This window comes from Maribacter flavus (assembly GCF_008386635.1).
GTDB classification, from domain to species: domain Bacteria; phylum Bacteroidota; class Bacteroidia; order Flavobacteriales; family Flavobacteriaceae; genus Maribacter; species Maribacter flavus.
Window position 1 is genome coordinate 1015478 of record NZ_VUOE01000001.1, and the last position, 25295, is coordinate 1040772.

A 25295-nucleotide genomic window follows, 5' to 3' on the forward strand; every position below is an offset into this window, starting at 1 on the left:
CGGTAAAAAGATATTCCATGTTGAAATATCTTAATAAATTATTGGGCTTAGAAGACCCATTTTTAGAAGAGGTAGACCCCATGAAAAAGTATTTAATCGTAGGATTAGGAAATATTGGTGCCGATTATGCCGAAACCCGACATAACATTGGTTTTAAAATTTTGGATGCCCTCGCAAATCAGAAAGGGCTGGCTTTTGAAACCGAGAAGCTAGGTGACATTGCAATCTACAGATTAAAAGGCCGAAGCATCCTCTGCCTGAAACCCTCCACCTACATGAACCTTAGCGGTAAAGCGGTACGATACTGGTTGGACAAGGAAAAAATACCCTTGGAAAACTTGCTCGTCATAACGGATGACATCAACCTCCCATTTGGTACTTTGCGTCTCAAGACCAAGGGAAGTGATGGCGGCCACAATGGTCTAAAGGATATTCAACAAGTATTACAGACTACCAATTACAATCGGTTTCGATTTGGTGTTGGGGCCGATTTTGGCAAGGGCAGACAAGTGGAATATGTTCTTGGCCAGTGGAACGACGAGGAGAACTCAAAAATGCCGGAGCGATTGGAAAAATCCATCGCGCTTATGGAATCCTTTGTCTTGTCCGGGGTTTCCCGCACAATGAACCAATTCAACGGGGTTTAAAGTACGCTGAAACTATAGATTCCAGAGTTGGTGGCATTTCCTTCAGCATCCCGCGTAACCACACTCCAATAGTACGTAGTCCCTGAGATTACGGATACTTTAAAGGTAGTGGCCATATTGGACAGAGTGGCTTCCAAATCTGTAGGGGGATTCTGTTCCGAAAAATAAACCTCGATATTCTCAATATCATTATCCAGATCCGATGCCGACCAAGACAGGGTCACTTCATTGTTAATGTCCTTGAAAACACGTTCGGACATGCTGGGATCCAATATTTCAGCCGGGAACGGGGCAAATGTGGTTCTTGAACCTGCATTATAAAAACTCCACATTTCGCTAGAAATCGTGTTGTCCACTTGATTGTTCCTGGAACGCACCAACCAAGAATAAGGCTGTCCCTTTAGCAAGGGAAGACTGGCCGTTGTGCTTTGGGTGGAAATTGTCTGCACCGTATTGGAGTTGATATTGGTCACGCGCAATTCATAGCTGTCCGTATTGTCAGATCTTTGCCATTGAAAGGTCACCCTGCTCGTAGTGGCATCCTGATCTATACCCGTGGTACATTCAGAATTCTTTTCAGGGAACAAAAGCAACACCTGACCGGGAGGTTTAGGGTCGTCTTTCTTTTTACAACCAAATACCGCAAAAAGGCACATAAGAAGTACTGTCTTTCTCATCATCTTTTTAAAATCTTAGTTGTTTTTTTCATTCCCCTACTTTCGTATTGCAAATAATACATGCCAACGGGCAACATACTCAGATCATATTCTTGGGAGGAAACGCCATCCTGTAATTTATCGGTTCGTAACAACCTACCATCCGAACTGAACAACTGCATCGTAGCCCGTTGTGTGGGTACATCAAAATAGATTTCTATAAAATCGCGGAAGGGGTTCGGGAATACCAGTGGGCCATCAGAAACTAGAATTTCCTCCTCATACATACCCTGACAAGGAATATCGGTGTACACCTTTAAAAAATTGATGCCCTTGGAAAGGTCCAATGAAAACTGCTTTTCTGCCGTATAGGTAGTGAAACCATTAAGTTCCACATAGTATCCTTTTGCTCCTTCCAAATCCAAAACCACCTGGGGAGCCTTTAAGGAAACCTTGGAGGTAACACTCAGCGGTGCAGGTTCTGTAATGACCACCTCCAAACAGAAGGGTTCATAACTGATGGTACCATCGGTTCCCGAAATACAGATATCATAGGTTCCCGCGCTTAAATTGGTAAGGTTGTAACTATTGGTAAAATTATCGGTAGTATTTACACCGTTCCCGTTTACGGTGATTTCATAATCCAAAAATACTTTGGGAACTATCCGTATGGCACCATCGTTATTTGGCCTGCAGGATTCGCTTTCAAGGCTTACGTTAAAGTTTTCTTGGGTAAATCTGTAAATTGCACAACCAGATGCATCCACTTCCTGCCCCAAAGGTGTGCCCAAACACAGATCATCTCCATCATCGAACACCCCGTCCTCGTCGTCATCAGGTCTAAAATCACCCTCAACACATACCTCAAGAGAGAAATTGTTGAGTCGGCCTCCGTCCGACGCGGCATTGTCCTTAACCTCCAAGAACCACTCACCTAGTATGGATTCCCCATAAAAGGAACTTAAGGTGCCAATGGGACGCACGGTTCCGTTAATTGCAGGGGAACCGGAGCATGTAAATGCGTCTGCAGCCTCATCGTCAAAAACCGCATTGATGTCCGAATTGTTCCCACAGGCACTGGAAACCAAAACCACCGTTGTTCCCGCTGGGGAAGTGAGGCTGATGACCAAATCCGATAAATACGTATGTTCTATATCCAGGTTTACATTGATATCGGCCAAATTCAAATCCTGATAAAAAAGAACCCTTGAGGTAATCGTTGGTGTTCCTACAGGGGTTATGGTTATTGGAACGTTGTTACTCGCCTTGGTGATACAATTGAACTGTATCGTTGTAAAACTGAAAGGTGCCCCAAAAACTCCTTCCCCGCAGGCATTCATAGGCTTGACACGCCAAAAATACTGGGTTTCGTTCAACAAGGACGTGGGCTGGTAGGAATTTGCCGCCAACACTTTGGATTCAATAATTTCCGTAAAACCGATGTCCGTTGCAATTTCAACCGCGTAGGAGGTACTCACCAAATCCGGTTCCCATTCCAAGACTACATCTTTTGACACGTCCAAACTTCCGTCCGAAGGAGCGGTAAGTACAACTTCGGAGAAATTGGTATCGAAAACGCTCAATTGCAAGGAAATACTTTTTGTAACGTTGACCGAAGTGGCAATAACATCAATAGGATAATTTCCAATGGCCAAATTTCCAGTTCCCGAAATAGTAAGATCAATCGTGGTATTGGAAACGGAAACGGTATCCTGTGAAAAAGTGGCGGTCACACCAGGAGGCAACGCCCCAACGCTCAGGGTACTTTCCTCCATGAATCCCAAATACGCTTCATAGTCAAAACTGACCACAAGGTCATCCGGTTTACAGACTTCATAGGTAAGGTCCGCAAAATTGAGAACCACTTCAGACTCCGAAATGGAAAAATCCGCTTGGTTCACGGCAAAGAAAATATTGTTCGAAGCCTTGACCATAAACCTCCCGGCAGTTGTGCTATAACCTCCCGGAATCACTAGGGTATGACTACCATCATTGGTAATGTTCTGGGCTATCCTGTTGGGGAAGGTGAGTCCGCCATCCGTGGAGAGAAAAATATCCACATTCTGGGCTGCTATGGGTAATTCATTGGTATTGGCCACATCCCAAGTGATGGTCTCCGTTTCGCCTGCCACAAAAGTTGCCGGCACCTCTTGTGAGGTAACCAAAAAAGGGCCTGCCTGTCTGGAAACGACAACCGTAACCTCATCTGAGGCGGATTGTCCGCCGTTCAATACATTATCGCGCACAGTAAGCGAAAAGTTCATTTCACGCTGCACATTAGATACCGTTTCCCATGCCCCTCCTTCAACAGGGTTGGACTGGGTAAGGTCACCCGATACTACCCTACTCAACCTTGGAAAATAACGTTCTGGAGATACTGAAGGGGGGAGCGAACGGAACATGGCACCTGTGGGATTATTGGGCCCAAAAGTGGCCTGGGTGACAATTCCATTGTCTATTTGTTCCCAAGTGTAGGTCACCACATCCGTTGAATCAGGATCACTGGCACTGCCCGTCAATACAAAGGCGGTTCCAACAGGAATGGTGTAGTTACTGACCGGATTTAAAATGGGGGCATTGTTGGTCAAAGGCAGGGTTTCCCCACAGCTTATCGTCTCCAAATATTCGCGGATCTGTACGATGCTCACATAGTGAAAATAGTCATCTGAATTTGTGGCGACGTCATTTGCGTTCGTAATCCCGGCATACCCCATAATGGTGGTGCCGCTTCCAGGTTCCACCTGCACTAAGGTGCCTTCGGACAAATGTGAAAAAGTATGGTTGGCTCCAAACTGATGTCCCATTTCATGGGCAACCAAGTCGATGTCAAACTGATCGCCTTGTGGAGCGAACAAAGTGGTGTAGGCGCTGCCCTTTCTGTTATCCTGACAGACGGAACCAATAAAACCTGCATTGCCATCCAAAGTATTGTCCTGCTGATTGAACAAATGGCCTATATCATAATTGGCCTCGCCAATAACACTGGTCAAGGTATTCTGGGTTTGGGAACTCAACCCCCCTGAAAAGGGATCCGTATCCGGGTTGGTATAAATAACGGCATCCGTATTGGCAATCAGCTCCAAGGTCACTCCCAGATCACGTTCAAAAACGCCGTTCACCCGTGTCAATGTGGCATTGATGGCCGCAAGGGCATCGGGGATGGTACCCCCATGGAATTGCGTGTATTCCCCGGAGGCCGCAATCGCGACCCTAAACCTCCTCAGGCTTTGATCGTCCACCAGTTTGGCTGTTGACGCGGTGGATTGTAAGGCATACGAATTTGGGTCGGTCTTACAGACAAAATCCAATTTTTGGGTCAAATGATCTTTTGCATTGTAAACCACATAATCACCGCTGTCCGCTTTTTCCATAAATACGGTGCCCTCTTTCCCAGGGTCCATGATCATAGTCTGTATCCCTTTGGGGGAAACGCTAAAAAATATCTTTTGCGTATCTGGTCCGGACCCTACGCCCCTATAGGATTTTATGTTGGGATATTTTTGGGCCAATTCCGGTGCAAATAATTGGGATTCTTCGACTTGAAACGGTATCAAATTGCCTTCAGCATCCGGAAAAAGGATGGTTCTTACTGATTTTTTGGATTTGGAAACCTTGGAAAGTTCCCCTTTCAACCCTTTTTCATCCAGCACAAATGCCCTGGCCTTTTGTACATCCAATCGCTTTAGGGTACTTTGCCTATCCTGATTTTTAAGCTCCGCTCTTTGCCAATAATTGGTCTGTGCAAACCCAGAAAAGGAAAGAAATACTATGGTAATTGAGAAAACAAGACGTAATTTAGCGGTCATTGTGGGGCTTTTATCTCCAAATCAAATATAGTTCTTTTTATTTTCCAACAGCGTTGATTACAGTTCAAAGCATTTCCAATTACGATGAAAAACACCCTGTTGCCATAACCATTGGCACCTTTGACGGAGTACATATTGGTCACCGGAAAATATTGGAAAAAGTCATAAACCGTGCCAAGAACTCCAATTTAAAATCGGCCGTACTTACCTTTTTCCCGCACCCCCGTATGGTACTGCAAAAGGATGCCAATATAAAGCTTCTTAACACCATAGACGAAAAAAAATCCATTCTGGAGAAAATGGGATTGGATATTTTGGTCATCCATCCGTTTACCAAGGAATTTTCGCGGCTTTCGGCCACGGAATTTGTTCGCGATCTCTTGGTGAACAAATTAAAATCCAAGAACGTTATTATTGGTTACGACCATCGGTTTGGCAGAAACAGGAACGCCAATATAACCGACTTGATCGCTTTTGGAAACGCGCTGGATTTTTCCGTGGAGGAAATCCCTGCGCAGGAAATAGACGAGGTTTCCGTGAGCTCCACGAAAATACGTAGGGCCTTGGAAAATGGCGATATAGAAACGGCAAATGCCTACCTGGGCTATGAGTACATGCTAACCGGGACCATAAAAAAAGGGAAGGGCCTAGGCAGAAAAATCCACTTCCCCACGGCGAACGTCCATATTGAGGAAACCTATAAACTCATTCCCAAAAATGGGTCCTATATCATAAAAAGCCATATCGAGGGTGCGGATGTTTTTGGCATGATGAATATTGGCTATAATCCAACAGTGAACGGCACTTCAAAAACAATAGAAGTTCATTTTTTTGATTTTGATGCGGACCTTTACGACAAGAATCTCCAGATAGATCTCCTTTCCCGACTCCGCGATGAGCAAAAGTTCGATTCATTGGACGAACTCAAATTACAATTGACCAAGGACAAGGAGAAATCACTGCAATTTATATCCAATAGATAATGATGCTCAACAGGTTGTTACTTCATAGAATTGACAACAGCCCGCTTATCATTTTCCGAATATTTTTTGGCGTTCTCGTTTCACTGGAATGTTTTGGTGCCATAGCCACGGGCTGGCTCAAAAGGAATATCGTAGCACCCCAATACACCTTTCCCTTTATTGATTTTGCATGGCTGGAAGCCCTTGCCGGACAGGGTATTTATTTTTATTTTTCCCTGATGGGTACCTTGGGAATATGTATAGCGTTGGGGCTAAAATACAGGTTCTCCATACTGGCTTTTACCTTGCTCTGGACCGGCAGTTACCTGATGCAAAAAACCGCATATAACAATCATTATTATTTATTGGTCCTTATTTCATTTTTGATGTGCCTATTCCCGGCCCATAAAGCATATTCCTTGGATGTTCGCATGGGAAACGCTCAAAAGGAAAATTCCATGTACGGCTATGTGAAGTGGGTCATAGTCCTGCAATTGTTCATAGTATATATCTACGCCTCAATTGCAAAACTGTACGGAGATTGGCTGGATTTTGGCATGATCGATATACTGATGAAGTCAAAGTCCGGCTATCCGCTCGTTGGTGATCTATTGCAACAGCCTTGGATGCACAAAATCATCGGGAGTTTTGGGATTATTTTTGATTTGTTGGTGGTTCCGGCGTTGCTTTGGAAACCTACCCGAAAATCGGCATTCATCGCCTCCATTTTCTTTCACCTCTTCAACTCCATCATATTCCAGATAGGGATATTCCCATACCTTTCCTTGGCTTTCACCGTTTTCTTCTTTGAACCGGAAACCATCCGAAAGCTATTTTTCAAACGTAAAGTCCCTTTTAACCTCCAGAAAACGGTGGTCCCAAACTATAAAAAACCATTCCTGATAGTGTTCGGCATCTATTTTTTGCTCCAGTTAATCCTACCTATCAGGCACTATTTTATAAAGGACGATGTCCTATGGACGGAAGAAGGCCATAGAATGAGCTGGAGAATGATGTTAAGGGAACGAAGCGGTACGGGCCAATTTAAGGTAGTACGCGGCAACGGCATGGAACTGTTCATAGATACACAGCAATATCTTACTGCAGGTCAACAACGAAAAGTCCTTGCCTATCCAGATTTTGCCTGGCAATTTGCCCAGTATTTAAAACGGGATTTAAAAGAGGAAAACGAGGAAGTATCCGTATACCTAATTAATTCAAAGGTAAGCGTCAATGGCCGACCTCCAGCTCCTTTTATAGACCCAACCGTGGACCTCGCAAATATTCCTTGGACACCATTGAAACATAGCGATTGGATACTACCGTCTCCATTGGAGGACTAAAATTTTATCGCCCGCTGGCAAAGCTGTAAGGGCATCCCCCAAGGATCCCGAAGCATAACGAGGTGACTGCCATCCGGCTTTTGGACCTCCTCAAAGAAAGATGCGCCCTGGGCCATTAAACGCTCCTTGTCCTTCGCCGCATCCTCCGAAACAAAGGCTACATGAAATATCAACGGATGTTCTGTTTCAAAATTCCTTTTTGGGGCATCGTCCCTACTGTAAAGTTCCAAGACGACCCTGCCTGTGCTATCAGCCAAAAAGGTCATATAGGGTGCTACTTTTTGCTGGCTTGCGATCGTTAGCCCCAGATGCTGGCAATACCATTCTACCACCTGTCCAATATTGGCAACGTTCAAGGCAAAATGCTCAAAAACCATAAACCATTGTTTTAGGTATTAAAAGTATACCTTTTAATGGGAACTTTCCCTTAAATTTGCTGCCAAATTATATAGAGCGATGCTACAATTACAGGTCATACGAGAGGATAAGGAGAACGTTTTGAAAGCCCTTAAAAAAAGAAATATTGATGCCGAATCCATGCTGAACGGCGTACTTCTTTTGGATGAAAAAAGACGCGCTACCCAAACCCGTTTGGATTCCATCCTTGCAGAATCAAATAAGTTATCGAAAGAAATTGGCATGCTCTATAAATCCGGAAAGGCACAAGAGGCGAATACCTTAAAGGAAAAGACGGCGGACCTTAAGGAGGAATCCAAACAATTAGGGGAGGAACTGACAAATACGGCAGAGGAACTTCAATCGCTTTTATATCAAATTCCCAATATCCCTAACAAATTGGTGCCGGCAGGAAGTTCCGAAGAGGACAATGAGGAAGTTTTTAGGGAAGGGGACATTCCCAAGCTGGTAGATGGCGCCTTACCCCATTGGGAATTGGCCAAGAAATACGATATTATCGATTTTGAACTCGGCGTTAAGATCGCAGGAGCCGGTTTTCCCGTATACAAAGGGAAAGGAGCACGTTTACAGCGTGCCTTGATTTCCTATTTTCTGGACAAGAATACCGATGCCGGCTATACTGAAATGCAGGTGCCACACGTGGTAAACGAGGCTTCGGGATATGGAACAGGGCAATTGCCGGACAAAGAAGGACAGATGTACCATATAACTGCAGACGACCTGTATCTAATACCTACGGCGGAAGTTCCCGTGACTAATATTTTTAGGGATACCATTTTACAGGATAGCGACTTTCCCATTAAATACACCGGTTATACGCCTTGTTTTAGAAGGGAGGCGGGAAGCTATGGTGCCCATGTGCGCGGACTGAACAGATTGCACCAGTTTGACAAAGTGGAAATTGTTCATGTAGAGCATCCCAATAAATCGTACGAAGCTTTGGATGGTATGGTAGAACATGTAAAAACTATTTTGCGTGAGTTGAAATTACCGTACCGTATCTTGCGTTTGTGTGGCGGCGATTTAGGCTTTACATCTGCCCTAACCTACGATTTTGAGGTGTTTTCTACGGCGCAGGACAGATGGCTAGAAATCAGTTCGGTTTCCAATTTTGAAACATATCAGGCGAATCGTCTCAAGTTAAGATACAAGGACGAAAACGGAAAAAGTCAACTAGCACATACCCTGAACGGAAGCTCTTTGGCCTTACCCCGAGTCTTGGCCGGAATTCTTGAAAATTATCAAACCGAAGACGGTATCCAAATCCCAGAGGTGTTGGTGCCGTATTGTGGTTTCGATAAAATTGACTAACCCCTATATGTCATTGTATTTCAATTCATAGGATTCCCATTGATAACCCATTTGGACCCTGCGAAAGGCGAATATTTTTTCGCCGTCCGTACGCACATTGATGATTCCCGGTAATACTTTCTTGAAACGCTGTCTGGCTTCCGTGTTTGCCAAGGAATCGGAAAAATCGAGGTCTCCCAAGGTGGTAACCGTGGAGTCTGAATGGATTTGCGCCGCAACGTCTCCCGCATCCACAAATAGAGCTGAAAGTTCCGTTGAAAAAATAAGGGGCATTTTCCCCCTTCCGGCCAGTCCCAAACCTCCTAAAAATACCGCTCTTGGGTGACCATGATCCGGTGTTTCCCCAGAGGAAACCACAGTGACCATGGGGTTCACATGATTTAGCAAATTTTGGGAAAATTCGTGGCTGCCGTGATGGGGCGCCTTAAAAATATGGGCGTTTACTTTAAGGGTGTTCCCCGGTATCGACAAGAAATGTTCACTTCCCTCCACGTTCAAATCCCCAGAAAAAAAGGCCCTTACATGGTCATAGTCAATCCTAAAGATCAAGGAATGTCCATTAATGGTATGGGACTTACCGCCAAACCACTTAAACGAATTGTCGGGTTCCAGGGTGGGTCCCAATATTTCCAACTGTACGCTTGCGTCCCCTATGGGCAGATACCCGTTGGAAGCGTCCACACGTTGGTAGGTAGCTCCAGATCCTTTAACGGCATCGATCCATTCGCTAAAGTCACTTTTAAGATGTTCATTCTCCAAATCCTGTACCGAGTCATGGATGGTTCTCAACCTATCATTTTCCATGGTACCTATTTCCGTGCTGTGTCCATCGGCATATAATCCGATACCATTGTGGTATATATTCTTAACCGTAATTTTGGGGTGTTCAAGTAGCGGCGCCAAGCCGTCAATATGATCCTTATCGGCATGGCTCAAAAACAAATGGTCAATTGTTACGCTGGTATCGGGCAGGTCCAATCGGTATTTCCAGATAAGAAAACCCAAGGCCCTGTCCTTTAATCCGCCGTCCACCAATATTTTAATATTATCAGGGGTAACGGTAAAGGAAGCATCCCCTTGCCCAATGTCCAAAAAATAAAATTCCAAACTCCTTTTGGGCAATAGTTTGGTGTTGGAGGCAATCTTTCCTTCTCGCCCCCGGTAAATGGCGGTTCTGTAACTCTCCGCAATATTGTCCTCCAAAGGTTCCACCATTAGTTCATCACCATAGATTACCACATAGCTCACGTCCTCAACGCCGTTGTTGAAGTAAAACCGTTTTGTTTTTGACCCTAAAAACCGTGTTTCCATTTAATTTTTTGTGTTTGGCCTGTAAATGGCCCTTCTACTAAAACTACATTATTAATAGTATTCCTACAATATATTATTTGATAACCAGTCGCAGAATCTGTACGAATTGACATGAAATCCCATTGCCGCCATTCGATATTGACCTTATTATAGTTCAGTTAACAGATTCTTTTACGGCTCTTGCTTAAATTTGATAAATTTCTGCTATGAAGTTTTTAGGATTTTTTGCTTTTCTATTCTTCTCCATCAGCGTTTGTGCCCAAGAGGACTTTTTGGCCAAGCAGTATTTTGCCGATGGCGATTTTGAAAAAGCGGTCGTTTTCTACGAAAAATTGGCAAAACAGAATCCGAGAAGAACGGACTATCTACAAGGTCTTATTGCCTGTTATCAACAGCTGGAACGCTATACCGATGCCGAAGCCTACCTATTGGAACAGTTGAACCAGAGAAACCCACATCCCACCCTATTGATAGAAATGGGTTACAATTATTCCCTCCAGGACATGCCGGAAAAGTCCGAGGAGTATTATGACCGTGCCCTGGCTTTTATAGAGGAAAACCCTAACTACGGGTACGCTTTGGGCTACCAATTTCAAAAATATACTTTATTGGATAGGGCCGTCGCAGCCTATAAGAAGGCCATGAAACTGAACCCTACCTTGGACTACAATTACCAGTTGGCCAGGATTTATGGGGAACAGGGCGATATTGAAAGAATGTACACCGCTTATCTGGAACTTTTGGTGAACAATAAAACGTCAAAATCCAATATCCTTAGAAGCATCGACGACTTCATAACATCAGATCCGGAGGATGTCAACAACCAAACCCTTAGGACCATCCTACTTCAAAAGGCACAGAAAAATCCGGATATCATCTGGAACGAGCTGCTGAGCTGGCTGTTCGTAAAACAACGCCAATTTGGAAGCGCATTCAGACAGGAAAAGGCCATTTACAAACGTATGGAGGGCAGCAATACCGGTCGCCTGGAGAATTTGGGCACCACGGTACTTGAGGAGAAGGAATATGAGGTTGCCAAGGAGGTTTTTGAATACATCAAGGATGAAAGTGCGGACCCCATTGTGCAATTGAACGCGGAGCTTCATTTGATAGAAATCATCTTGGAAGAAGTGGAAAAAAATCAATTGGACGCCATACAGAAACGCTACGAAGCCCTCATCGAACAATACGGATACCAGACCCAGACCCTGCAACTCCAGGTGGCCTATTCCAATTTCCTGACCTTTCAAAAAGACGAGCCCGGCCCGGCCATCGAACTGCTAAAGAACAGTTTGGAACTACCCATGAACGAACGGAGCAAGGCCTACATTAAGCTTGCCCTTGGCGATATTTTGGTATACGACCGTCGGTTTAACGAAGCGCTCATATACTTTTCGCAAGTTCAGGACAAGTTGAAAAACGATGTCATGGGACAGGATGCCCGATACAAAGTAGCGGAAACAAGCTTCTATAAGGGAGATTTTGACTGGGCATTGACACAGCTAAAGGTGCTAAGGGGTTCTACTTCGCAGCTCATCGCGAACGATGCCATGCAATTGAGTTTGTTGATATCGGACAATTCCTTGGAAGACTCCACCCAGACAGCATTGAAAAAATATGCCCGTGCCGATTTTTTGGCCTATCAGAACAAAACGGACGAGGCGATCCAAGACCTAAACGATATTTTGGAAAACCACAAGGGAGAAAAAATAGAGGATGAGGCACTCCTAAAACAGGCCCAATTATTGGAATCCCAAAAAAAATACGAAGCGGCAGAATTCAACTATCAAAAAATAATCGAGTTCTATGGGAACGGTATCCTGGCAGACGACGCCTATTTTGCCTTAGGGGAACTTTACAGGACTGTTCTGGACGAGCCGGAGAAGGCCAAGACACATTATGAACGTATCATTTATGACTATCAGGACAGCTATTATTTTCCACAGGCCCGCAAAAATTTTAGAATGCTGCGTGGGGATGCGGTCAATTAACGTTTAATAGTTGAGAGTGCGGAGTGCAGAATGCAGAGTGCGGAGTTCAGAGTGTAGAGTTAAGAGTTAGAAATATGCTGGAGGCAATACATAATAAACAATTAGCATTGAACAGTTAATAGCTTAGAGTCGAACAGCGGTAAGCGTTTAGCGCAAAGCGCATAGCGAACAATCAACAACCAAAAACGAACAACCATCACCCCATGTACATTTATAACGTAACCAGCAACATAGAGGATAAGGCCCATGAAAAATGGCTTCACTGGATGAAATCCGTACATATTCCAGAGGTGCTTGCCACAGGAAAGTTCCTGAGTGCAAAAATGACCAAGATATTGGTCGAAGAAGGTACGGGGCACACCTATTCCGTCCAATATACCGTGGCCAGCAAGGAAATGCTCAATGACTATTACAGGGAGGATGCCCCAAGATTAAGGCAGAAAGAGCAAAAATTATTTGCTGACCAATTGATTTCATTCCGGACGGAACTAGAGGTGGTCGATGAGTTTTTTGTGCATCGGAATACCGCAACGCACCATCTTTTTACCTATGGCACCTTACAGGAAAAAGAGGTTCAATTGGGCGTTTTTTCAAGGCTTCTGGGCGGGTATAACGATACCCTACACGGACATCGGATTTCCGATATAAAGGTCGCCGGTTTATATCCCACCTTGGAACCGACCCATAATCCGCAAGATAAAATTCATGGTAAAGTCTTTGTGCTGACGGACGATGAATTAAAAAAGGCCGATTTATATGAAGGGGACGCCTACGAAAGAATCGAGGTCGGTTTGCTTTCAGGTAAAAAAGCTTGGGTATATTTGGCAAGGTAAGCACCTAGCTCTAGGTAAACCTGACATTTGGGGAAGCTTTAAAAAAATCTGAAATGGGAAAAAGAAAGGGAAAGGGAAAAAATAAAAAGCCTCGCGATGATCAGGGAAACTATGCCGACCAAAAAAGTCCGGTCAAAGCCAAAAAGCACCTTGGGCAGCACTTTTTAAAGGACGAGAACATCGCCCAAAAAATTTCGGAAACACTTTCGTTTCAAGACTATACCCATGTGCTGGAAATCGGTCCCGGCACCGGGGTACTCACAAAATATTTATTGCGAAAGGAAATTGATTTGGTCGCTATGGATCTGGATGCCGAATCCATCATTTACCTCAACCACAGTTTTCCCTTGGAACACCCCAAGGTATTTCAAGGCAACGGCTCCTTTAAGGTAGTGGAGGCCGATTTTCTTAACTACGACCTGTCCACCCTTTTTGGTGCTGAACCCTTTGCCATCACCGGGAACTTCCCGTACAACATTTCCACACAGATCGTTTTTAAAATGTTGGAGATGCGGCACCAAGTACCAGAGTTTTCTGGAATGTTCCAAAAAGAAGTGGCACAGCGTATCTGCGCAAGGGAAGGTAGTAAGACCTATGGGATATTATCCGTCCTTACGCAGGCGTTTTATGATGCGGAGTACCTTTTTACGGTGCATCCACAGGTTTTTGACCCGCCACCAAAAGTGCAATCCGGAGTATTGAACCTTACGAGAAAAAAGGACTACGTATTGGACTGCGATGAAAAATTATTGTTTACCATCGTTAAAACCGCCTTTAACCAGCGCAGGAAAACCATCCGTAACAGTTTAAAAACATTCGGACTCTCCGAAAATCTTAAAGAAGATGCTATATTTGATCAACGTCCGGAACAGCTTTCCGTTTCGGAATTCATTGCGTTGACAAAGAAGATAGCACATGACGCCATTTAAACTCACAGAGGAACTCATTGCCCAGATAGAGGAGCTCATCGAACACCAAAGGGATACGGAGCTGAATTCCCTTTTGGAGGACGTGCATTATGCAGATGTTGCGGAAATTATCAATGAACTCAACGAGGACGAGGCCACCTACCTCATAAAACTGCTGGATAGCTACAAAACTTCTGATGTGCTTACGGAATTGGACGAAGACGTTCGAGAAGCCATTCTGAGCAATCTTTCCTCGAAGGAAATCGCCGAGGAACTAGCGGAACTGGATACGGACGATGCCGCGGATATCATTGGGGAACTTCCGCAGGAAATGGTTCAAAAAGTAATTTCTGAAATAGCGGACCGGGAGCATGCGAAGGATATCGTTGACCTGCTTCGGTACGATGAATATTCCGCCGGGGGCCTTATGGCCAAGGAATTGGTAAAAGTAAGGGAAAACTGGAACGTACTCACCTGTGTAAAGGAAATGCGCGCCCAGGCCGAAAATGTGACCCGCGTACATTCAATTTATGTCGTGGACGAAGAAGACAAGCTCATTGGCAGGTTGTCGCTCAAGGACCTGTTGACCACTTCCACTAAAACACATATTAAAGATGTCTACATTCCCAAGGTAGACTCCGTCAACGTCAATGAAAAACCGGAAGAGGTTGCCAAGATCATGTCCAAATACGACTTGGAAGCCATCCCGGTTGTGGATGAGATTGGCAGGTTGGTGGGGCGTATCACCATTGATGACATCGTGGACGTAATCAGGGAAGAAGCGGATAGGGACTATCAAATGGCTGCGGGTATCTCGCAGGATGTAGAGGCAGACGACAGTATCCTTGATTTGACCAGAGCACGGTTACCATGGCTGATTTTGGGCCTTATTGGCGGTATTGGTGCCTTTATGATTATGGGTGGCTTTGAGGAGGATTTCAAACAGGAGCAGTTCATTATTTTCTTTTTTACCCCGTTAATCGCCGCCATGGCCGGGAACGTAGGGGTACAATCCAGTGCCATCATCGTACAAGGCCTTGCCAATGACGATTTAAAGGGAAGTATCAGCAACCGATTGATAAAGGAAATGTTGTTGGCCACCTTGAACGGTATTATACTCGCTATTTTACTATTTATATTTGTTTGGTCCTATGAAGGCAAGGTCAATATCTCCTTTGCTATTTCCATCTCCTTGATAGCGGTCATTATAGTAGCTGGACTGATCGGTACTTTTGTGCCCTTGTTCCTGCATAAAAGGGGCATAGACCCTGCCATTGCCACGGGTCCCTTTATCACCACCAGCAATGATATTTTTGGCATCCTCATATATTTTATGATCGCCAAGCTTATTTTGGGGATTTGAACTTAATATCCGTTCAAAAATGAAAACCATCAATCTTCAGGAAAAACATAGTCGGTTCAACACGTATTGGCACCCACATCAAATAGCGGTCGTGGACGACATGCAGGTGTTATTGGCAAAGGTTAAAGGTGAGTTTGTTTGGCATTCCCATGAACATGAAGATGAATTGTTTCAGGTCATAAAGGGGACACTCTACATGCAATTTAGGGACCGTACCGAAGTAGTAAGGGAAGGTGAAATTATTGTCGTACCAAAAGGGGTGGAACATTGTCCCAAGACCGATGAGGGCAAGGAAGTCCATATCCTTTTATTTGAAAAAATTTCCACGGCCCATACAGGCAATGTAACCCATGACCTCACCCAGACCACCTATCCAAAAATTTAAATATCCTATGAAAGTACTTCATGTAGATAGAAACCATCCCTTGATTATTGAACAATTCAACGCAATGGGGTTTGTAAATGATGAGGACTATGTTTCCACAAAGAAAGCGATAGAAGAGAAAATTGGGGACTACGACGGACTCATTATCCGAAGCCGATTTACCATTGACGCCTCTTTTCTGGACAAGGCGAAGCACTTAAAATTCATTGGACGCTTGGGCGCAGGTTTGGAGAATATCGATACCCGGTATGCCAAGTCCTTGGGCATATTTTTGGCCGCTGCGCCGGAAGGAAATAGAAACGCCGTTGGGGAACATGCCTTGGGCATGCTCCTGTCTCTCTTGAATAAATTGAACAAGGCTGATGCCGAAGTCAGGAACGGCAAATGGGACCGCGAAGGCAACCGAGGGGTAGAATTGGAGGGTAAGGTAGTAGGTATCGTAGGATACGGAAACATGGGAAAATCCTTTGCCAAAAAACTAAAGGGTTTTGATGTAGAGGAGGTTATCTGTTATGACATCATAGGTGGCGTAGAGGATGAAAATGCCCGGCAAGTAGGCATCATGGAGTTACACCAGAGAACCGATGTCCTAAGCCTGCACGTTCCCCAAACCGATGCTACCATAGGCATGGTCAATACGGAATTTTTGAGCAAATTCCACAATGATATCTGGATCATCAACACGGCCCGTGGCAAATGCATAAATACGGCCGATTTGGTCGGTGCCTTGAAATCGGGGAAAGTGTTGGGCGCTGGTTTAGACGTCCTTGAATATGAAAAATCCTCCTTTGAAAATATGTTTGCCGGAAAAGGACTTCCCGAGGCCTTTGAATATTTGACCCATGCGGAAAATGTCATCCTCTCCCCCCATGTGGCCGGTTGGACGGTAGAGAGCAAAATTAAGTTGGCACAGACCGTGGTGGACAAAATCAAAAATAAATTTGTAGCTTAAGGGATTGATAGTCAATCTTAAACACCTTTAAAATGAACTTAGGCTCTTTTTCCCTAAGCCTTAGTGTCAAGGACATTAAGGCCTCCAAAGCGTTTTATGAAGCTTTGGGCTTCTCAGTTTTCCATGGAGATATTGAACAAAATTGGTTGATTCTAAAAAATGAAACCTCTACCATTGGGCTCTTTCAAGGTATGTTTGAAAAGAATATCCTCACCTATAATCCCGGTTGGGATTCTAATGCCAATACCTTGAACAATTATACCGATATCCGTGACATCCAAAAGCAGCTAGAGGCCAAAGGCCTAAACCTTGTTAAAAAAGTGGAAGAAGGCACCTCGGGACCTGCCAGCATTACGTTATTAGATCCAGATGGCAACCCCATTTTAATAGACCAACACGTTTGAGATGCAGTACAAGGCGGATTCACCAGAAGACTATATTTCCCAATTGCCCGAAGAAAGAAAGGCGGTAATTTTGGAAATTAGGAAAAACATCTTGGAAAATCTACCGGAAGGTTTTGAGGAACAGATCAGCTATGGCATGTTGGGCTATGTAGTGCCGCATAGCCTGTATCCCGCCGGTTACCATGTAGATCCGAAACTTCCTCTCCCCTTTATAAATTTGGCGTCCCAAAAGAACTTTGTAGCCCTCTATCATTCCGGTCTGTACGCGGACCCCAAGTTGTTGGATTGGTTTAAAACGGAATATCCTAAACACAGTAAACGTAAATTGGATATGGGGAAAAGCTGTATTAGGTTCAAGAACTTGGACGACATTCCCTATGTACTAATTGGGAATCTAGCGCGCAAAATGAGCGTTCAGGACTGGATAGCCCTTTACGAGAATAAAACTGGAAAATAAGAAACGTATGAAAAACAGGGTAACTGGATTGGGCGGATTCTTTTTTAAGACGTCTAATCCAGAAAAAGTAAAAGAGTGGTATAAAACACACCTTGGCTTAAATACAGATAAGTACGGATGTACATTTTGGTGGAAGGATGAGCAAGGAAATGACTGCTCCACCCAATGGAGCCCTATGAACGAAGATACCCAATACTTTAAGCCAAGTACATCCTCCTTCATGATGAATTTTAGAGTTGAAAACCTAATTGAACTTTTAGAAGTATTGAAAAAGGAGGGAGTTACAATTGTCGGGGAAGTTGAGGAATACGATTATGGTAAGTTTGGTTGGATTCTAGACCCAGATGGCAATAAATTGGAGCTTTGGGAACCTAATGATAAAGTTTTTTTGTGATATCGTTTTATTCTTTACTTTTAAATTATAATTAACCACCTAAAAATAATACCATGTCAGAAGAAAACAAAGATTTTGGCGATAAGGCAGAAGATGCTGCCAACGATTTCGCCAATGAAGCAAAAAAGACCGCAAATGAATTCACTGAAGGCTTAAAAAGTGCTACTGGTGGAAGTGAGAACAAAAAAGTATTGGCGGGTATTCTAGCAATTTTATTGGGTTCGCTTGGGGTACATAAGTTCATACTAGGCTATCAAAAGGAAGGATTCATCCTTTTAGGGGTTTCATTAGCTGCTTATGTTTTGTCATGCTTAGCCGTTGGGCTGTTGTTTGTTTGGATTCCGGGATTAGTCGGTTTGATTGAAGGGATTATCTATCTTACCAAATCAGACGAAGAGTTTTATAACACCTATCAGGTGGGCAAGAAACCTTGGTTCTAAAATTTAAAAGCCTTTATGAAAAAGGCTTTTTTTATTTTAATTTATTATCGTAATATTGCAATATATAAATATTATGATGGGGGTTACCAAAACACAAATTTTTACTGACAAGCAGAACGAACTGGCCGTTATCTTTAAGGTGTTGGCTAATCCTGCACGGATCGCCATCCTCGAATATATAAGCAAGCAGGAAGCCTGTATCTGCAACGATATTGTAGACGAAATAGGCTTGGCCCAACCTACCATTTCCCAGCATTTAAAAGAATTGAAGAGTATCGGTTTAATTTCTGGGGAAATAGAAGGGAAACGGGTATGCTATTGCATCAATCTGGAAAGATGGTCGGCTATTCAAGAAATGTTGAACACCTTTTTCAATAAGACCAAAACAAACTGTTGTTAAAACAAAAAATCATAATATGAAGACAAAAGAGCTTTTAAATATCCTCGAAGTAAATTCTGGTAAAAACTTACTTTTTGAGTATGCCCCTGGCCAATTGGTAGGCGCCAATTACCACATAACGGAAGTTAAAAATGTAACCATTGATTCCGTAGACTGTGGTGCCCGTCCAGACTTCTGGAAAGAAACTATCATTCAATTATGGGAAAGTCCTTTGGAAATCGGAAAAAGGGACTATATGTCAGCCTATAAAGCACTTTCCATTCTTAAAAAAGTCGACAAAGTAAAGCCCATGGAAAGGGACGTTGAGGTAAAATTTGAATATAGCAACAATAATTTTCACACCGCACAACTGTTCGTTAACGACTATGAAGTTTCCAATGAGGACCTAATTTTAAAGTTAGGGGTAGAAAAAACGGATTGCAAGGCAAAGGAACTATGTGGCGTTCCTGAAACAGTTGTGGCCCCAGCTTCAGCTTGTGCCCCTGGCAATGGTTGTTGTTAACCATCAAAATACCAATGATTACCATTAGAACCATGGACCCATCCGATTGGGTTCAAGTGGCCACGATCTACAAAGAAGGAATTGATACAGGCATGGCCACTTTTGAGACCCAGATTCCCACTTACGACAAATGGGACAGGTCACACTTGAAAATTTGTCGGTTTGTGGGACTTTATGAGGACAATCTTGCTGGATGGGCAGCGTTGGCGCCCGTCTCTAGCCGACATGTATACAGGGGCGTAGCGGAGGTCAGCATATACATAGGTGAAAAGTACAGGGGGCTGGGCCTTGGTAAAGCCCTTTTAGAACATTTGATTTTGGAAAGTGAAGCACAAGGATTTTGGACCTTACAATCGGGGATTTTTCCATCGAACCAAACAAGTATTAGATTACACGAATCGGCAGGTTTCAGAAAAATCGGTGTCCGCGAGCGGGTTGGAAATTTGAGCGGTGTTTGGATAGACAATGTCCTTTTCGAAAGACGCAGTACGGTTATCGGTATAGATTAAAACCTTACTCTTGATTTTGTTGGGATTCAGCCAACTTGCGTTCCAATTCCGCCTGAAATTCCTCCATGACCGGTTTTACGGTACTTTCGGGCAAATCGGCTATTTTAATGTACATGAGACCATCCACAGAATTATTGAACAAGGGGTCCACGTTAAATGCGACCACTTTGGCGTTCTGCTTGATGTATTTTTTGATAAGGACGGGCAAACGCAGGCTACCGGGTTCCACCTCATCGATCATCTTATCGAACTTATTTAAATCGGCCTGTGTCTCATCAAAGACAAACTCTTTATCGGCATCCTTAAGCTTTACCTTGAATTCCTTTTTGGGCCGAATGTATTGGGCCACATAGGGATCCCAATAATGCGACTTCATAAACTCGATCATCAAGCTCTTTGAAAAATTGGAGAATTGGTTGCTGATACTTACGCCCCCTATTAGGTATTTATGCTCCGGATGCCTTAAGGTCGTATGTACGATTCCTTTCCATAATAAGAACAGGGGCATGGGTTTTTGCTGGTATTCCTTGGTAATGTAGGCCCTTCCCATTTCAATGGAATTTTTCATCATCCCATAAAGTTCGGGTTCCACCCGGAACAGGTCCTGCAAATAAAACCCGTCGATGCCGTATTCCGGGAAAATTTCCGAACCCAGACCCATACGGTAGGCACCCACAATGCATTTTTCCGCATCGTCCCATAAAAAAAGATGGTAATAATAGGAATCGAACTTGTCAAGGTCAATGGCATTGTTGGTACCTTCCCCAATTTCACGAAAAGTAACTTCGCGTTGCCGTCCAATTTCCTTGAGGATAAAAGGCATATCCTTCTCCTTGGCTAGGAAAACCTCGTAGTTCTTACTTTGCAACAACCTGCAATCCTTTTCCCGAAGCTTTTCGATTTCGCCCTGCATCACCTCTTTTCGCATGGCGGAAGCAATCTTTTTGGGCGGTTTGGGGATTTTTAGGGAAGTGGGTATTTGGTCTATCAGCCGTTCCTTTTCATAGGCATTGGAGAGAATATAGGTCTTTCTTCGCAACAGATCTGAAAATTCCACCATGTCTTCCTGTTCCTTTTGGGTCTGTACCGTTATAGGCTGGCCGATCCTGATTTTTATGGGTCTGTTATGTTGTGAAAATACCTGTGAAGGAATCATGGCCGTTCTAAAAATATCGTTCAGTTTGGAAAGCCTATAAAAAAGCTTGCTATTTCTGGCATGAAAATAAATAGGGACAACCGGTACCTCCGCCTTTCTTATTAGCTTTAAGACAGCATCTTCCCAAGGTTTGTCTACGATCAATTTTCCATCGCGATACGTGGAAACTTCCCCTGCCGGAAATATCCCCAAGGGATGCCCATCCCTTAGATGTGTGAGTGTCCTTTTAAATCCGCTCACACTACTTTTGGCATCCTTATGCCCTTCGAACGGATTTACCGGAAGAATGTAAGGGTCCAATGGCACCATACGCTGTAACAGGAAGTTGGCCATGATCTTAAAATCCGGTCTTTTGGGAAGCAACAGGTTCATCAGCAGAACACCGTCAATAGCTCCCAAGGGATGGTTGCTAATGGTGATGAACGGGCCGTCTTTGGGCAATCGCCTAAAATCCTCTTCGGGAATTTCAAAATCGATTTCAAAATGGTCTAAAACGGCCTGGGTAAATTCCCTGCCCTCCAAGTGAGAAATACTATCGTAAAACCTATTGACGCCGGATATGCGGGTGACCTTCATCAATACCCAACCTATAAAAGTTCCCAGAAAGCCGTACTTGGACAAGTTAACGGCCTTTGCCACTTCTTTTGCGGTCACTAAACCCATACCCTAAACAATTTCAGGGCATAAATATAGGAAAATGGTAGTGGAGGTCACTATTTTAAAGAAGGGAAAAAATAGCGCAGAAGGCTATTTCACCACTAATTGCACCGTCTCCTTACCCCGCTGTTCCAACAGAACTTCATGCCCATTCACCAAGGATTCGAGTGCTTGGGCGTTAAAATGCCGGATGGTGTAGAGCGAAACATCCTCATGGTGTACCACCTTGAACTTACTTTTTAATTGCTGTAAAAGATCTTGCAAACCACCAAATTTGTTATCTACACAAACTGAAAAACTAATGGCGGAATTTTGGATCAGGTCCACCTTGATCTTAAAGTCATGAAATAGCTTGAAAATCTCACTGATGTTGTTCTCCACCATGAAGGAAAAATCCAGTGAGGACAATTTCATGAGTACCTGGTTTTTCTTGACTATGAAGCAGGGAACTTTGGGTTCGATGCCCATGCCCTTGCCCACCGTAGTTCCGGGGTCCTTGGGGTTCAAAAATGATTTTACATGTAAGGGTATTTCCTTACGCTGTAACGGCTGCAGGGTCTTTGGATGTATGACCGATGCCCCATAGAAGGCCAGTTCGATCGCCTCTCGATAGGATATATTGTTCAACAACTGCGTTTCCTTAAAATATCTAGGATCTGCGTTCAAAACACCGGGCACATCCTTCCAGATGGTCACGGAGTCTGCATTAAGGCAATAGGCGAGAATGGCAGCGGTATAATCCGACCCCTCCCTTCCCAAAGTGGTCGTGAAGTTGTTGTCGTCACTACCCAAAAAACCTTGGGTGATGTTCAGTACCTTCTTATCGATATCCGCTACATTGGCCTGGGTCCTTTCCCAGTTTACGGTAGTGTCTCTGTAACTGTTATCGGTCTTGATATAATTGCGCACGTCCAACCAGTTATTGGCGATACCGACTTTCTCCAAATAGGCACTGATAATGGTGGTAGAAATCAATTCTCCATATCCTACAATTTGGTCATAGACAAAATTGTAATTAGGGGATTTGTTCCAGACCAAAAATCCGTTGATCTCATCGATCAATACCTTAAAGTCCTTATAAATTTTATGTTGTTTGTTCTCAAACAGATCGTTTATGATGCCGTTGTGGTACTCCACAATGTCCGAGATTTTCGAGGGAATGTCCTTCTTGTTCTTAAAATAGGCATTTACCACCTCTTCCATGGCATTGGTGGTCTTTCCCATGGCGGAAACTACTAACAGCGTGTTTTCATAACCTACTGTCTGCAATACGTTTACTACATTTTTTACCGCTTCCGCATCTTTCACGGAGGCACCTCCAAACTTAAATACTCTCATACACGAATTACGATTCTAAAATTTTAAATGTTCGTCAAATAATTGGCTATTCCTTTTTCATCCAAGTGCACCACGTCCCAATCACGCTTCACATCTGCACCTTTGCTTTTATAAAATTCAATAGCAGGTTCGTTCCAATCGAGCACCTCCCAACTTATCCTTTTTACACCCAATTTGTGGCCATACTTCACTACCTCGTTCAACAAAGCGGTCCCCAGACCACTTCCACGCATTTTCTCCGTGACGATGAGATCCTCCAAGTGGATGATGGGTCCCTTCCACGTAGAATATCTGGGGTAGACCAAGGCCATTCCAACGATATCCCCTTCCTGTTCGGCCACGAAACAGTGGAATAACTTATCATCTCCAAAGCCACTCCTTTCCAGATCGGCCACGGTAACCTCAACCGCATTTTCCTCTTTTTCGAATACGGCAAGCTCCCGGATCAATTCCAACACCTGTATCATATCCTCCCTTCGGGAAGCTCTAATATTATAATTCATTGTTACAAATAAAACACAAAGTTATAATTTTAAACAAAGAAGTGAAAACCAAACACAAGAGTTTCACAAAATAGGCGTTATTTGTAGTGAGATCAACCTTTATATCCTATGTCGGCCTTCAGAAAACAAACCTTAGGGGAATTTATCATTGAAAACCAGAAATCTTTCCAATATTCCTCCGGGGAACTTTCCAAATTGATCAACGCCATTCGTTTGGCCGCCAAGGTGGTAAACCACGAAGTCAACAAGGCGGGGCTAGTAGATATAATCGGCACCGCGGGCGAGACAAATATACAAGGGGAAAACCAGCAGAAATTGGATGTTTTTGCCAACGAAAAATTCATACAGACCTTAACGAACAGGGAAATCGTATGTGGCATTGCTTCTGAGGAAGAGGACAGTTTCATTTCCATAAACAGCAGCGATGATAACCATCAGAATAAATATGTGGTGCTGATAGACCCTTTGGACGGTTCCTCCAATATAGATGTAAACGTATCTGTAGGTACTATCTTTTCCATTTACAGAAGGGTAACCCCGGTTGGCACTCCGGTAAGTGTTGAAGATTTTCTACAGCCTGGCAACCAACAAGTGGCGGCAGGTTACGTAATCTATGGAACCTCCACCATGATTGTTTACACAACTGGCGATGGTGTTAACGGATTTACCCTCAACCCAGCTTTGGGTACCTTTTACCTGTCACACCCCAATATGAAATTTCCAGAAAACGGTACGATTTATTCCGTGAACGAAGGGAATTATGTCCATTTTCATCAAGGGGTGAAGGACTTTATCAAATATTGCCAGATGGAGGAAGAAGACAGGCCCTACACGTCAAGATACATAGGGTCTTTGGTATCGGATTTTCATCGGAACATGATAAAAGGCGGCATTTATATGTACCCTAAAAGTAGCCTTACCGGAAACGGAAAATTAAGACTGCTCTATGAATGCAATCCCATGGCCTTTATTGCAGAGCAAGCAAACGGAATGGCCATTGGTGGTAAAACGCGGATTCTGGACATACAGCCTACCGAACTGCACCAACGGGTGCCCTTTTTCTGCGGTAGCCGTAAAATGGTGGAAAAACTGCAGGAATTCCTCGAAAAGTATCAGTAAACTACCTCGGGGCAAGCCTCGATGTATTAAACCATTTGGCGATGCCAATAAAAAAGGGAGCGATTCGCTCCCTTTTCTGGTCTTAATGTGCGGACCTTATCGGTTCATATTTTTTATTTCGTCGATAAAATTATCCTCGTCCACTCCCGCTTGCACCAATTTAAGCGCTTTATCCACAACATAGGTCACGTTAACCGGATTAAAGCCCAGTCCAATACCCAAACGCTCAAGCATGGCCACCTGCTTTTCACCTAATTGATGGTCCGCATAGACCATTCGGGCCAAGTCGTACAAACGCTCCAATCTTCTATCGTAGCTTGTTGGAGGATTAATATCATGGGTTGCATAATCCTTTAAAATTTGCTTGTAATCGCTTTCGGAAATATCCAACCTCCGGGCCAACCGATCCAAGAAAGCCTGTTCTTCAACGGTAATGACACCATCGCTCATGGCAACACGGACAATGGCCGCAAAATGATCTTGGTTCCTCTTCTGAAAACCACTATCAAAAAAATCTGAAATTGACATGTT

26 protein-coding genes are annotated in these 25295 nt (G+C 43.8%); 18 read left to right on the plus strand and 8 right to left on the minus strand.

Annotated features, from left to right (window positions below; genetic code table 11):
* Window positions 1-17: 17 nt before the first annotated feature.
* A complete protein-coding gene (pth, locus tag F0361_RS04400) occupies window positions 18-647 on the plus strand; it encodes an aminoacyl-tRNA hydrolase (RefSeq protein ID WP_154917379.1) in 630 nt (209 codons plus the stop codon).
* Here pth and F0361_RS04405 read toward each other — a convergent pair.
* Window positions 644-1327 (minus strand): hypothetical protein, encoded by a 684-nt coding sequence (locus F0361_RS04405; RefSeq protein ID WP_246160804.1) that lies wholly within the window; start codon window positions 1325-1327, stop codon window positions 644-646. The genes pth and F0361_RS04405 overlap by 4 nt on opposite strands.
* A complete protein-coding gene (locus F0361_RS04410; RefSeq protein WP_154917380.1) occupies window positions 1324-5109 on the minus strand; it encodes a reprolysin-like metallopeptidase in 3786 nt (1261 codons plus the stop codon). The genes F0361_RS04405 and F0361_RS04410 overlap by 4 nt, the downstream gene beginning before the upstream one ends.
* 53 nt (window positions 5110-5162) lie before the next feature.
* Between F0361_RS04410 and F0361_RS04415 the strand changes: the two genes are divergently transcribed.
* Together F0361_RS04415 and F0361_RS04420 are read left to right on the plus strand one after the other, a co-directional pair.
* On the plus strand, window positions 5163-6092 hold the full coding sequence (locus F0361_RS04415) for a bifunctional riboflavin kinase/FAD synthetase (RefSeq protein WP_154917381.1): 930 nt from the start codon (window positions 5163-5165) through the stop codon (window positions 6090-6092).
* A complete protein-coding gene (locus F0361_RS04420) occupies window positions 6092-7414 on the plus strand; it encodes an HTTM domain-containing protein (protein ID WP_317131723.1) in 1323 nt (440 codons plus the stop codon). Before F0361_RS04415 ends, F0361_RS04420 begins: the two co-directional genes overlap by 1 nt.
* Here the strand turns inward: F0361_RS04420 and F0361_RS04425 are convergent.
* Entirely contained in the window at window positions 7411-7791 is a 381-nt protein-coding gene (locus tag F0361_RS04425) for a VOC family protein (RefSeq protein WP_154917382.1), read from the minus strand. The two genes, F0361_RS04420 and F0361_RS04425, sit on opposite strands and share 4 nt — an antisense overlap.
* Window positions 7792-7870: 79 nt before the next feature.
* On the opposite strand from F0361_RS04425, the gene serS reads away from it, so the two are divergent.
* Entirely contained in the window at window positions 7871-9142 is a 1272-nt protein-coding gene (serS, locus tag F0361_RS04430; protein WP_154917383.1) for a serine--tRNA ligase, read from the plus strand.
* A gap of 3 nt (window positions 9143-9145) precedes the next feature.
* Here the strand turns inward: serS and F0361_RS04435 are convergent, their stop codons facing one another.
* A complete protein-coding gene (locus tag F0361_RS04435; protein WP_154917384.1) occupies window positions 9146-10453 on the minus strand; it encodes a ComEC/Rec2 family competence protein in 1308 nt (435 codons plus the stop codon).
* Window positions 10454-10659: 206 nt separating this feature from the next.
* On the opposite strand from F0361_RS04435, the gene F0361_RS04440 reads away from it, so the two are divergent.
* The 13 genes from F0361_RS04440 to F0361_RS04505 all read left to right on the plus strand — a co-directional run bounded on the left by F0361_RS04440 (window position 10660) and on the right by F0361_RS04505 (window position 19991).
* Entirely contained in the window at window positions 10660-12444 is a 1785-nt protein-coding gene (locus F0361_RS04440; protein WP_154917385.1) for a tetratricopeptide repeat protein, read from the plus strand.
* 203 nt (window positions 12445-12647) lie between these two features.
* Entirely contained in the window at window positions 12648-13277 is a 630-nt protein-coding gene (locus F0361_RS18935; protein WP_211361142.1) for a DUF4286 family protein, read from the plus strand.
* A 53-nt stretch (window positions 13278-13330) separates the two neighbouring features.
* A complete protein-coding gene (gene rsmA / locus F0361_RS04455; RefSeq protein WP_154917386.1) occupies window positions 13331-14206 on the plus strand; it encodes a 16S rRNA (adenine(1518)-N(6)/adenine(1519)-N(6))-dimethyltransferase RsmA in 876 nt (291 codons plus the stop codon).
* The gene (gene mgtE / locus F0361_RS04460) at window positions 14193-15548 is read left to right on the plus strand and encodes a magnesium transporter (RefSeq protein ID WP_154917387.1); all 1356 of its coding nucleotides are present in this window, start codon (window positions 14193-14195) and stop codon (window positions 15546-15548) included. Before rsmA ends, mgtE begins: the two co-directional genes overlap by 14 nt.
* Before the next feature lie 19 nt (window positions 15549-15567).
* Complete coding sequence (locus tag F0361_RS04465; RefSeq protein ID WP_154917388.1) at window positions 15568-15933, plus strand: cupin domain-containing protein; 366 nt, start codon at window positions 15568-15570, stop codon at window positions 15931-15933.
* Window positions 15934-15940: 7 nt separating this feature from the next.
* On the plus strand, window positions 15941-16885 hold the full coding sequence (locus F0361_RS04470) for a 2-hydroxyacid dehydrogenase (protein WP_154917389.1): 945 nt from the start codon (window positions 15941-15943) through the stop codon (window positions 16883-16885).
* A gap of 32 nt (window positions 16886-16917) precedes the next feature.
* The gene (locus F0361_RS04475) at window positions 16918-17289 is read left to right on the plus strand and encodes a VOC family protein (RefSeq protein WP_154917390.1); all 372 of its coding nucleotides are present in this window, start codon (window positions 16918-16920) and stop codon (window positions 17287-17289) included.
* 1 nt (window position 17290) lies between these two features.
* Window positions 17291-17746 carry a DUF1801 domain-containing protein gene (locus F0361_RS04480; RefSeq protein WP_154917391.1) on the plus strand — a complete coding sequence of 152 codons (456 nt, stop codon included), beginning with the start codon at window positions 17291-17293 and terminating at the stop codon, window positions 17744-17746.
* 7 nt (window positions 17747-17753) lie between these two features.
* Entirely contained in the window at window positions 17754-18140 is a 387-nt protein-coding gene (locus tag F0361_RS04485; RefSeq protein WP_154917392.1) for a VOC family protein, read from the plus strand.
* A 53-nt stretch (window positions 18141-18193) separates the two neighbouring features.
* Complete coding sequence (locus tag F0361_RS04490; protein ID WP_138257900.1) at window positions 18194-18580, plus strand: TM2 domain-containing protein; 387 nt, start codon at window positions 18194-18196, stop codon at window positions 18578-18580.
* A gap of 76 nt (window positions 18581-18656) precedes the next feature.
* On the plus strand, window positions 18657-18980 hold the full coding sequence (locus tag F0361_RS04495; RefSeq protein ID WP_154918490.1) for an ArsR/SmtB family transcription factor: 324 nt from the start codon (window positions 18657-18659) through the stop codon (window positions 18978-18980).
* Window positions 18981-18996: 16 nt separating this feature from the next.
* Window positions 18997-19482, plus strand: a complete 486-nt coding sequence (locus F0361_RS04500) for a DUF6428 family protein (protein WP_154917393.1) — start codon at window positions 18997-18999, stop codon at window positions 19480-19482.
* Between the two features lie 14 nt (window positions 19483-19496).
* Entirely contained in the window at window positions 19497-19991 is a 495-nt protein-coding gene (locus F0361_RS04505; RefSeq protein WP_154917394.1) for a GNAT family N-acetyltransferase, read from the plus strand.
* A 4-nt stretch (window positions 19992-19995) separates the two neighbouring features.
* Here the strand turns inward: F0361_RS04505 and F0361_RS04510 are convergent, their stop codons facing one another.
* The 3 genes from F0361_RS04510 to F0361_RS04520 form a co-directional block, all read right to left on the minus strand.
* Window positions 19996-21810 carry a GNAT family N-acyltransferase gene (locus F0361_RS04510; RefSeq protein ID WP_154917395.1) on the minus strand — a complete coding sequence of 605 codons (1815 nt, stop codon included), beginning with the start codon at window positions 21808-21810 and terminating at the stop codon, window positions 19996-19998.
* A gap of 84 nt (window positions 21811-21894) precedes the next feature.
* Window positions 21895-23142, minus strand: coding sequence for an aspartate kinase (locus F0361_RS04515; RefSeq protein WP_138257905.1), 1248 nt, complete (start codon window positions 23140-23142; stop codon window positions 21895-21897).
* A 23-nt stretch (window positions 23143-23165) separates the two neighbouring features.
* Window positions 23166-23645, minus strand: coding sequence for a GNAT family N-acetyltransferase (locus F0361_RS04520; RefSeq protein ID WP_154917396.1), 480 nt, complete (start codon window positions 23643-23645; stop codon window positions 23166-23168).
* Between the two features lie 108 nt (window positions 23646-23753).
* On the opposite strand from F0361_RS04520, the gene fbp reads away from it, so the two are divergent.
* A complete protein-coding gene (gene fbp / locus F0361_RS04525; RefSeq protein WP_154917397.1) occupies window positions 23754-24764 on the plus strand; it encodes a class 1 fructose-bisphosphatase in 1011 nt (336 codons plus the stop codon).
* Between the two features lie 96 nt (window positions 24765-24860).
* Here fbp and F0361_RS04530 read toward each other — a convergent pair whose 3' ends face one another.
* On the minus strand, window positions 24861-25292 hold the full coding sequence (locus F0361_RS04530) for a TerB family tellurite resistance protein (protein WP_154917398.1): 432 nt from the start codon (window positions 25290-25292) through the stop codon (window positions 24861-24863).
* Window positions 25293-25295: the final 3 nt, after the last annotated feature.

Coding starts and splice junctions, on each gene's coding strand:
- F0361_RS04495 (WP_154918490.1), top strand. CDS start 18,657: ATGGGGGTTACCAAAACACAAATTTTTACTGACAAGCAGAACGAACTG.
- F0361_RS04485 (WP_154917392.1), top strand. CDS start 17,754: ATGAAAAACAGGGTAACTGGATTGGGCGGATTCTTTTTTAAGACGTCT.
- F0361_RS04405 (WP_246160804.1), bottom strand. CDS start 1,327: ATGATGAGAAAGACAGTACTTCTTATGTGCCTTTTTGCGGTATTTGGT.
- F0361_RS04505 (WP_154917394.1), top strand. CDS start 19,497: ATGATTACCATTAGAACCATGGACCCATCCGATTGGGTTCAAGTGGCC.
- pth (WP_154917379.1), top strand. CDS start 18: ATGTTGAAATATCTTAATAAATTATTGGGCTTAGAAGACCCATTTTTA.
- fbp (WP_154917397.1), top strand. CDS start 23,754: ATGTCGGCCTTCAGAAAACAAACCTTAGGGGAATTTATCATTGAAAAC.
- F0361_RS04480 (WP_154917391.1), top strand. CDS start 17,291: ATGCAGTACAAGGCGGATTCACCAGAAGACTATATTTCCCAATTGCCC.
- F0361_RS04520 (WP_154917396.1), bottom strand. CDS start 23,645: ATGAATTATAATATTAGAGCTTCCCGAAGGGAGGATATGATACAGGTG.
- F0361_RS18935 (WP_211361142.1), top strand. CDS start 12,648: ATGTACATTTATAACGTAACCAGCAACATAGAGGATAAGGCCCATGAA.
- rsmA (WP_154917386.1), top strand. CDS start 13,331: ATGGGAAAAAGAAAGGGAAAGGGAAAAAATAAAAAGCCTCGCGATGAT.
- F0361_RS04500 (WP_154917393.1), top strand. CDS start 18,997: ATGAAGACAAAAGAGCTTTTAAATATCCTCGAAGTAAATTCTGGTAAA.
- F0361_RS04490 (WP_138257900.1), top strand. CDS start 18,194: ATGTCAGAAGAAAACAAAGATTTTGGCGATAAGGCAGAAGATGCTGCC.
- serS (WP_154917383.1), top strand. CDS start 7,871: ATGCTACAATTACAGGTCATACGAGAGGATAAGGAGAACGTTTTGAAA.
- F0361_RS04475 (WP_154917390.1), top strand. CDS start 16,918: ATGAACTTAGGCTCTTTTTCCCTAAGCCTTAGTGTCAAGGACATTAAG.
- F0361_RS04470 (WP_154917389.1), top strand. CDS start 15,941: ATGAAAGTACTTCATGTAGATAGAAACCATCCCTTGATTATTGAACAA.
- F0361_RS04510 (WP_154917395.1), bottom strand. CDS start 21,810: ATGGGTTTAGTGACCGCAAAAGAAGTGGCAAAGGCCGTTAACTTGTCC.
- F0361_RS04530 (WP_154917398.1), bottom strand. CDS start 25,292: ATGTCAATTTCAGATTTTTTTGATAGTGGTTTTCAGAAGAGGAACCAA.
- F0361_RS04435 (WP_154917384.1), bottom strand. CDS start 10,453: ATGGAAACACGGTTTTTAGGGTCAAAAACAAAACGGTTTTACTTCAAC.
- F0361_RS04515 (WP_138257905.1), bottom strand. CDS start 23,142: ATGAGAGTATTTAAGTTTGGAGGTGCCTCCGTGAAAGATGCGGAAGCG.
- F0361_RS04425 (WP_154917382.1), bottom strand. CDS start 7,791: ATGGTTTTTGAGCATTTTGCCTTGAACGTTGCCAATATTGGACAGGTG.
- F0361_RS04440 (WP_154917385.1), top strand. CDS start 10,660: ATGAAGTTTTTAGGATTTTTTGCTTTTCTATTCTTCTCCATCAGCGTT.
- mgtE (WP_154917387.1), top strand. CDS start 14,193: ATGACGCCATTTAAACTCACAGAGGAACTCATTGCCCAGATAGAGGAG.
- F0361_RS04410 (WP_154917380.1), bottom strand. CDS start 5,109: ATGACCGCTAAATTACGTCTTGTTTTCTCAATTACCATAGTATTTCTT.
- F0361_RS04420 (WP_317131723.1), top strand. CDS start 6,092: ATGATGCTCAACAGGTTGTTACTTCATAGAATTGACAACAGCCCGCTT.
- F0361_RS04465 (WP_154917388.1), top strand. CDS start 15,568: ATGAAAACCATCAATCTTCAGGAAAAACATAGTCGGTTCAACACGTAT.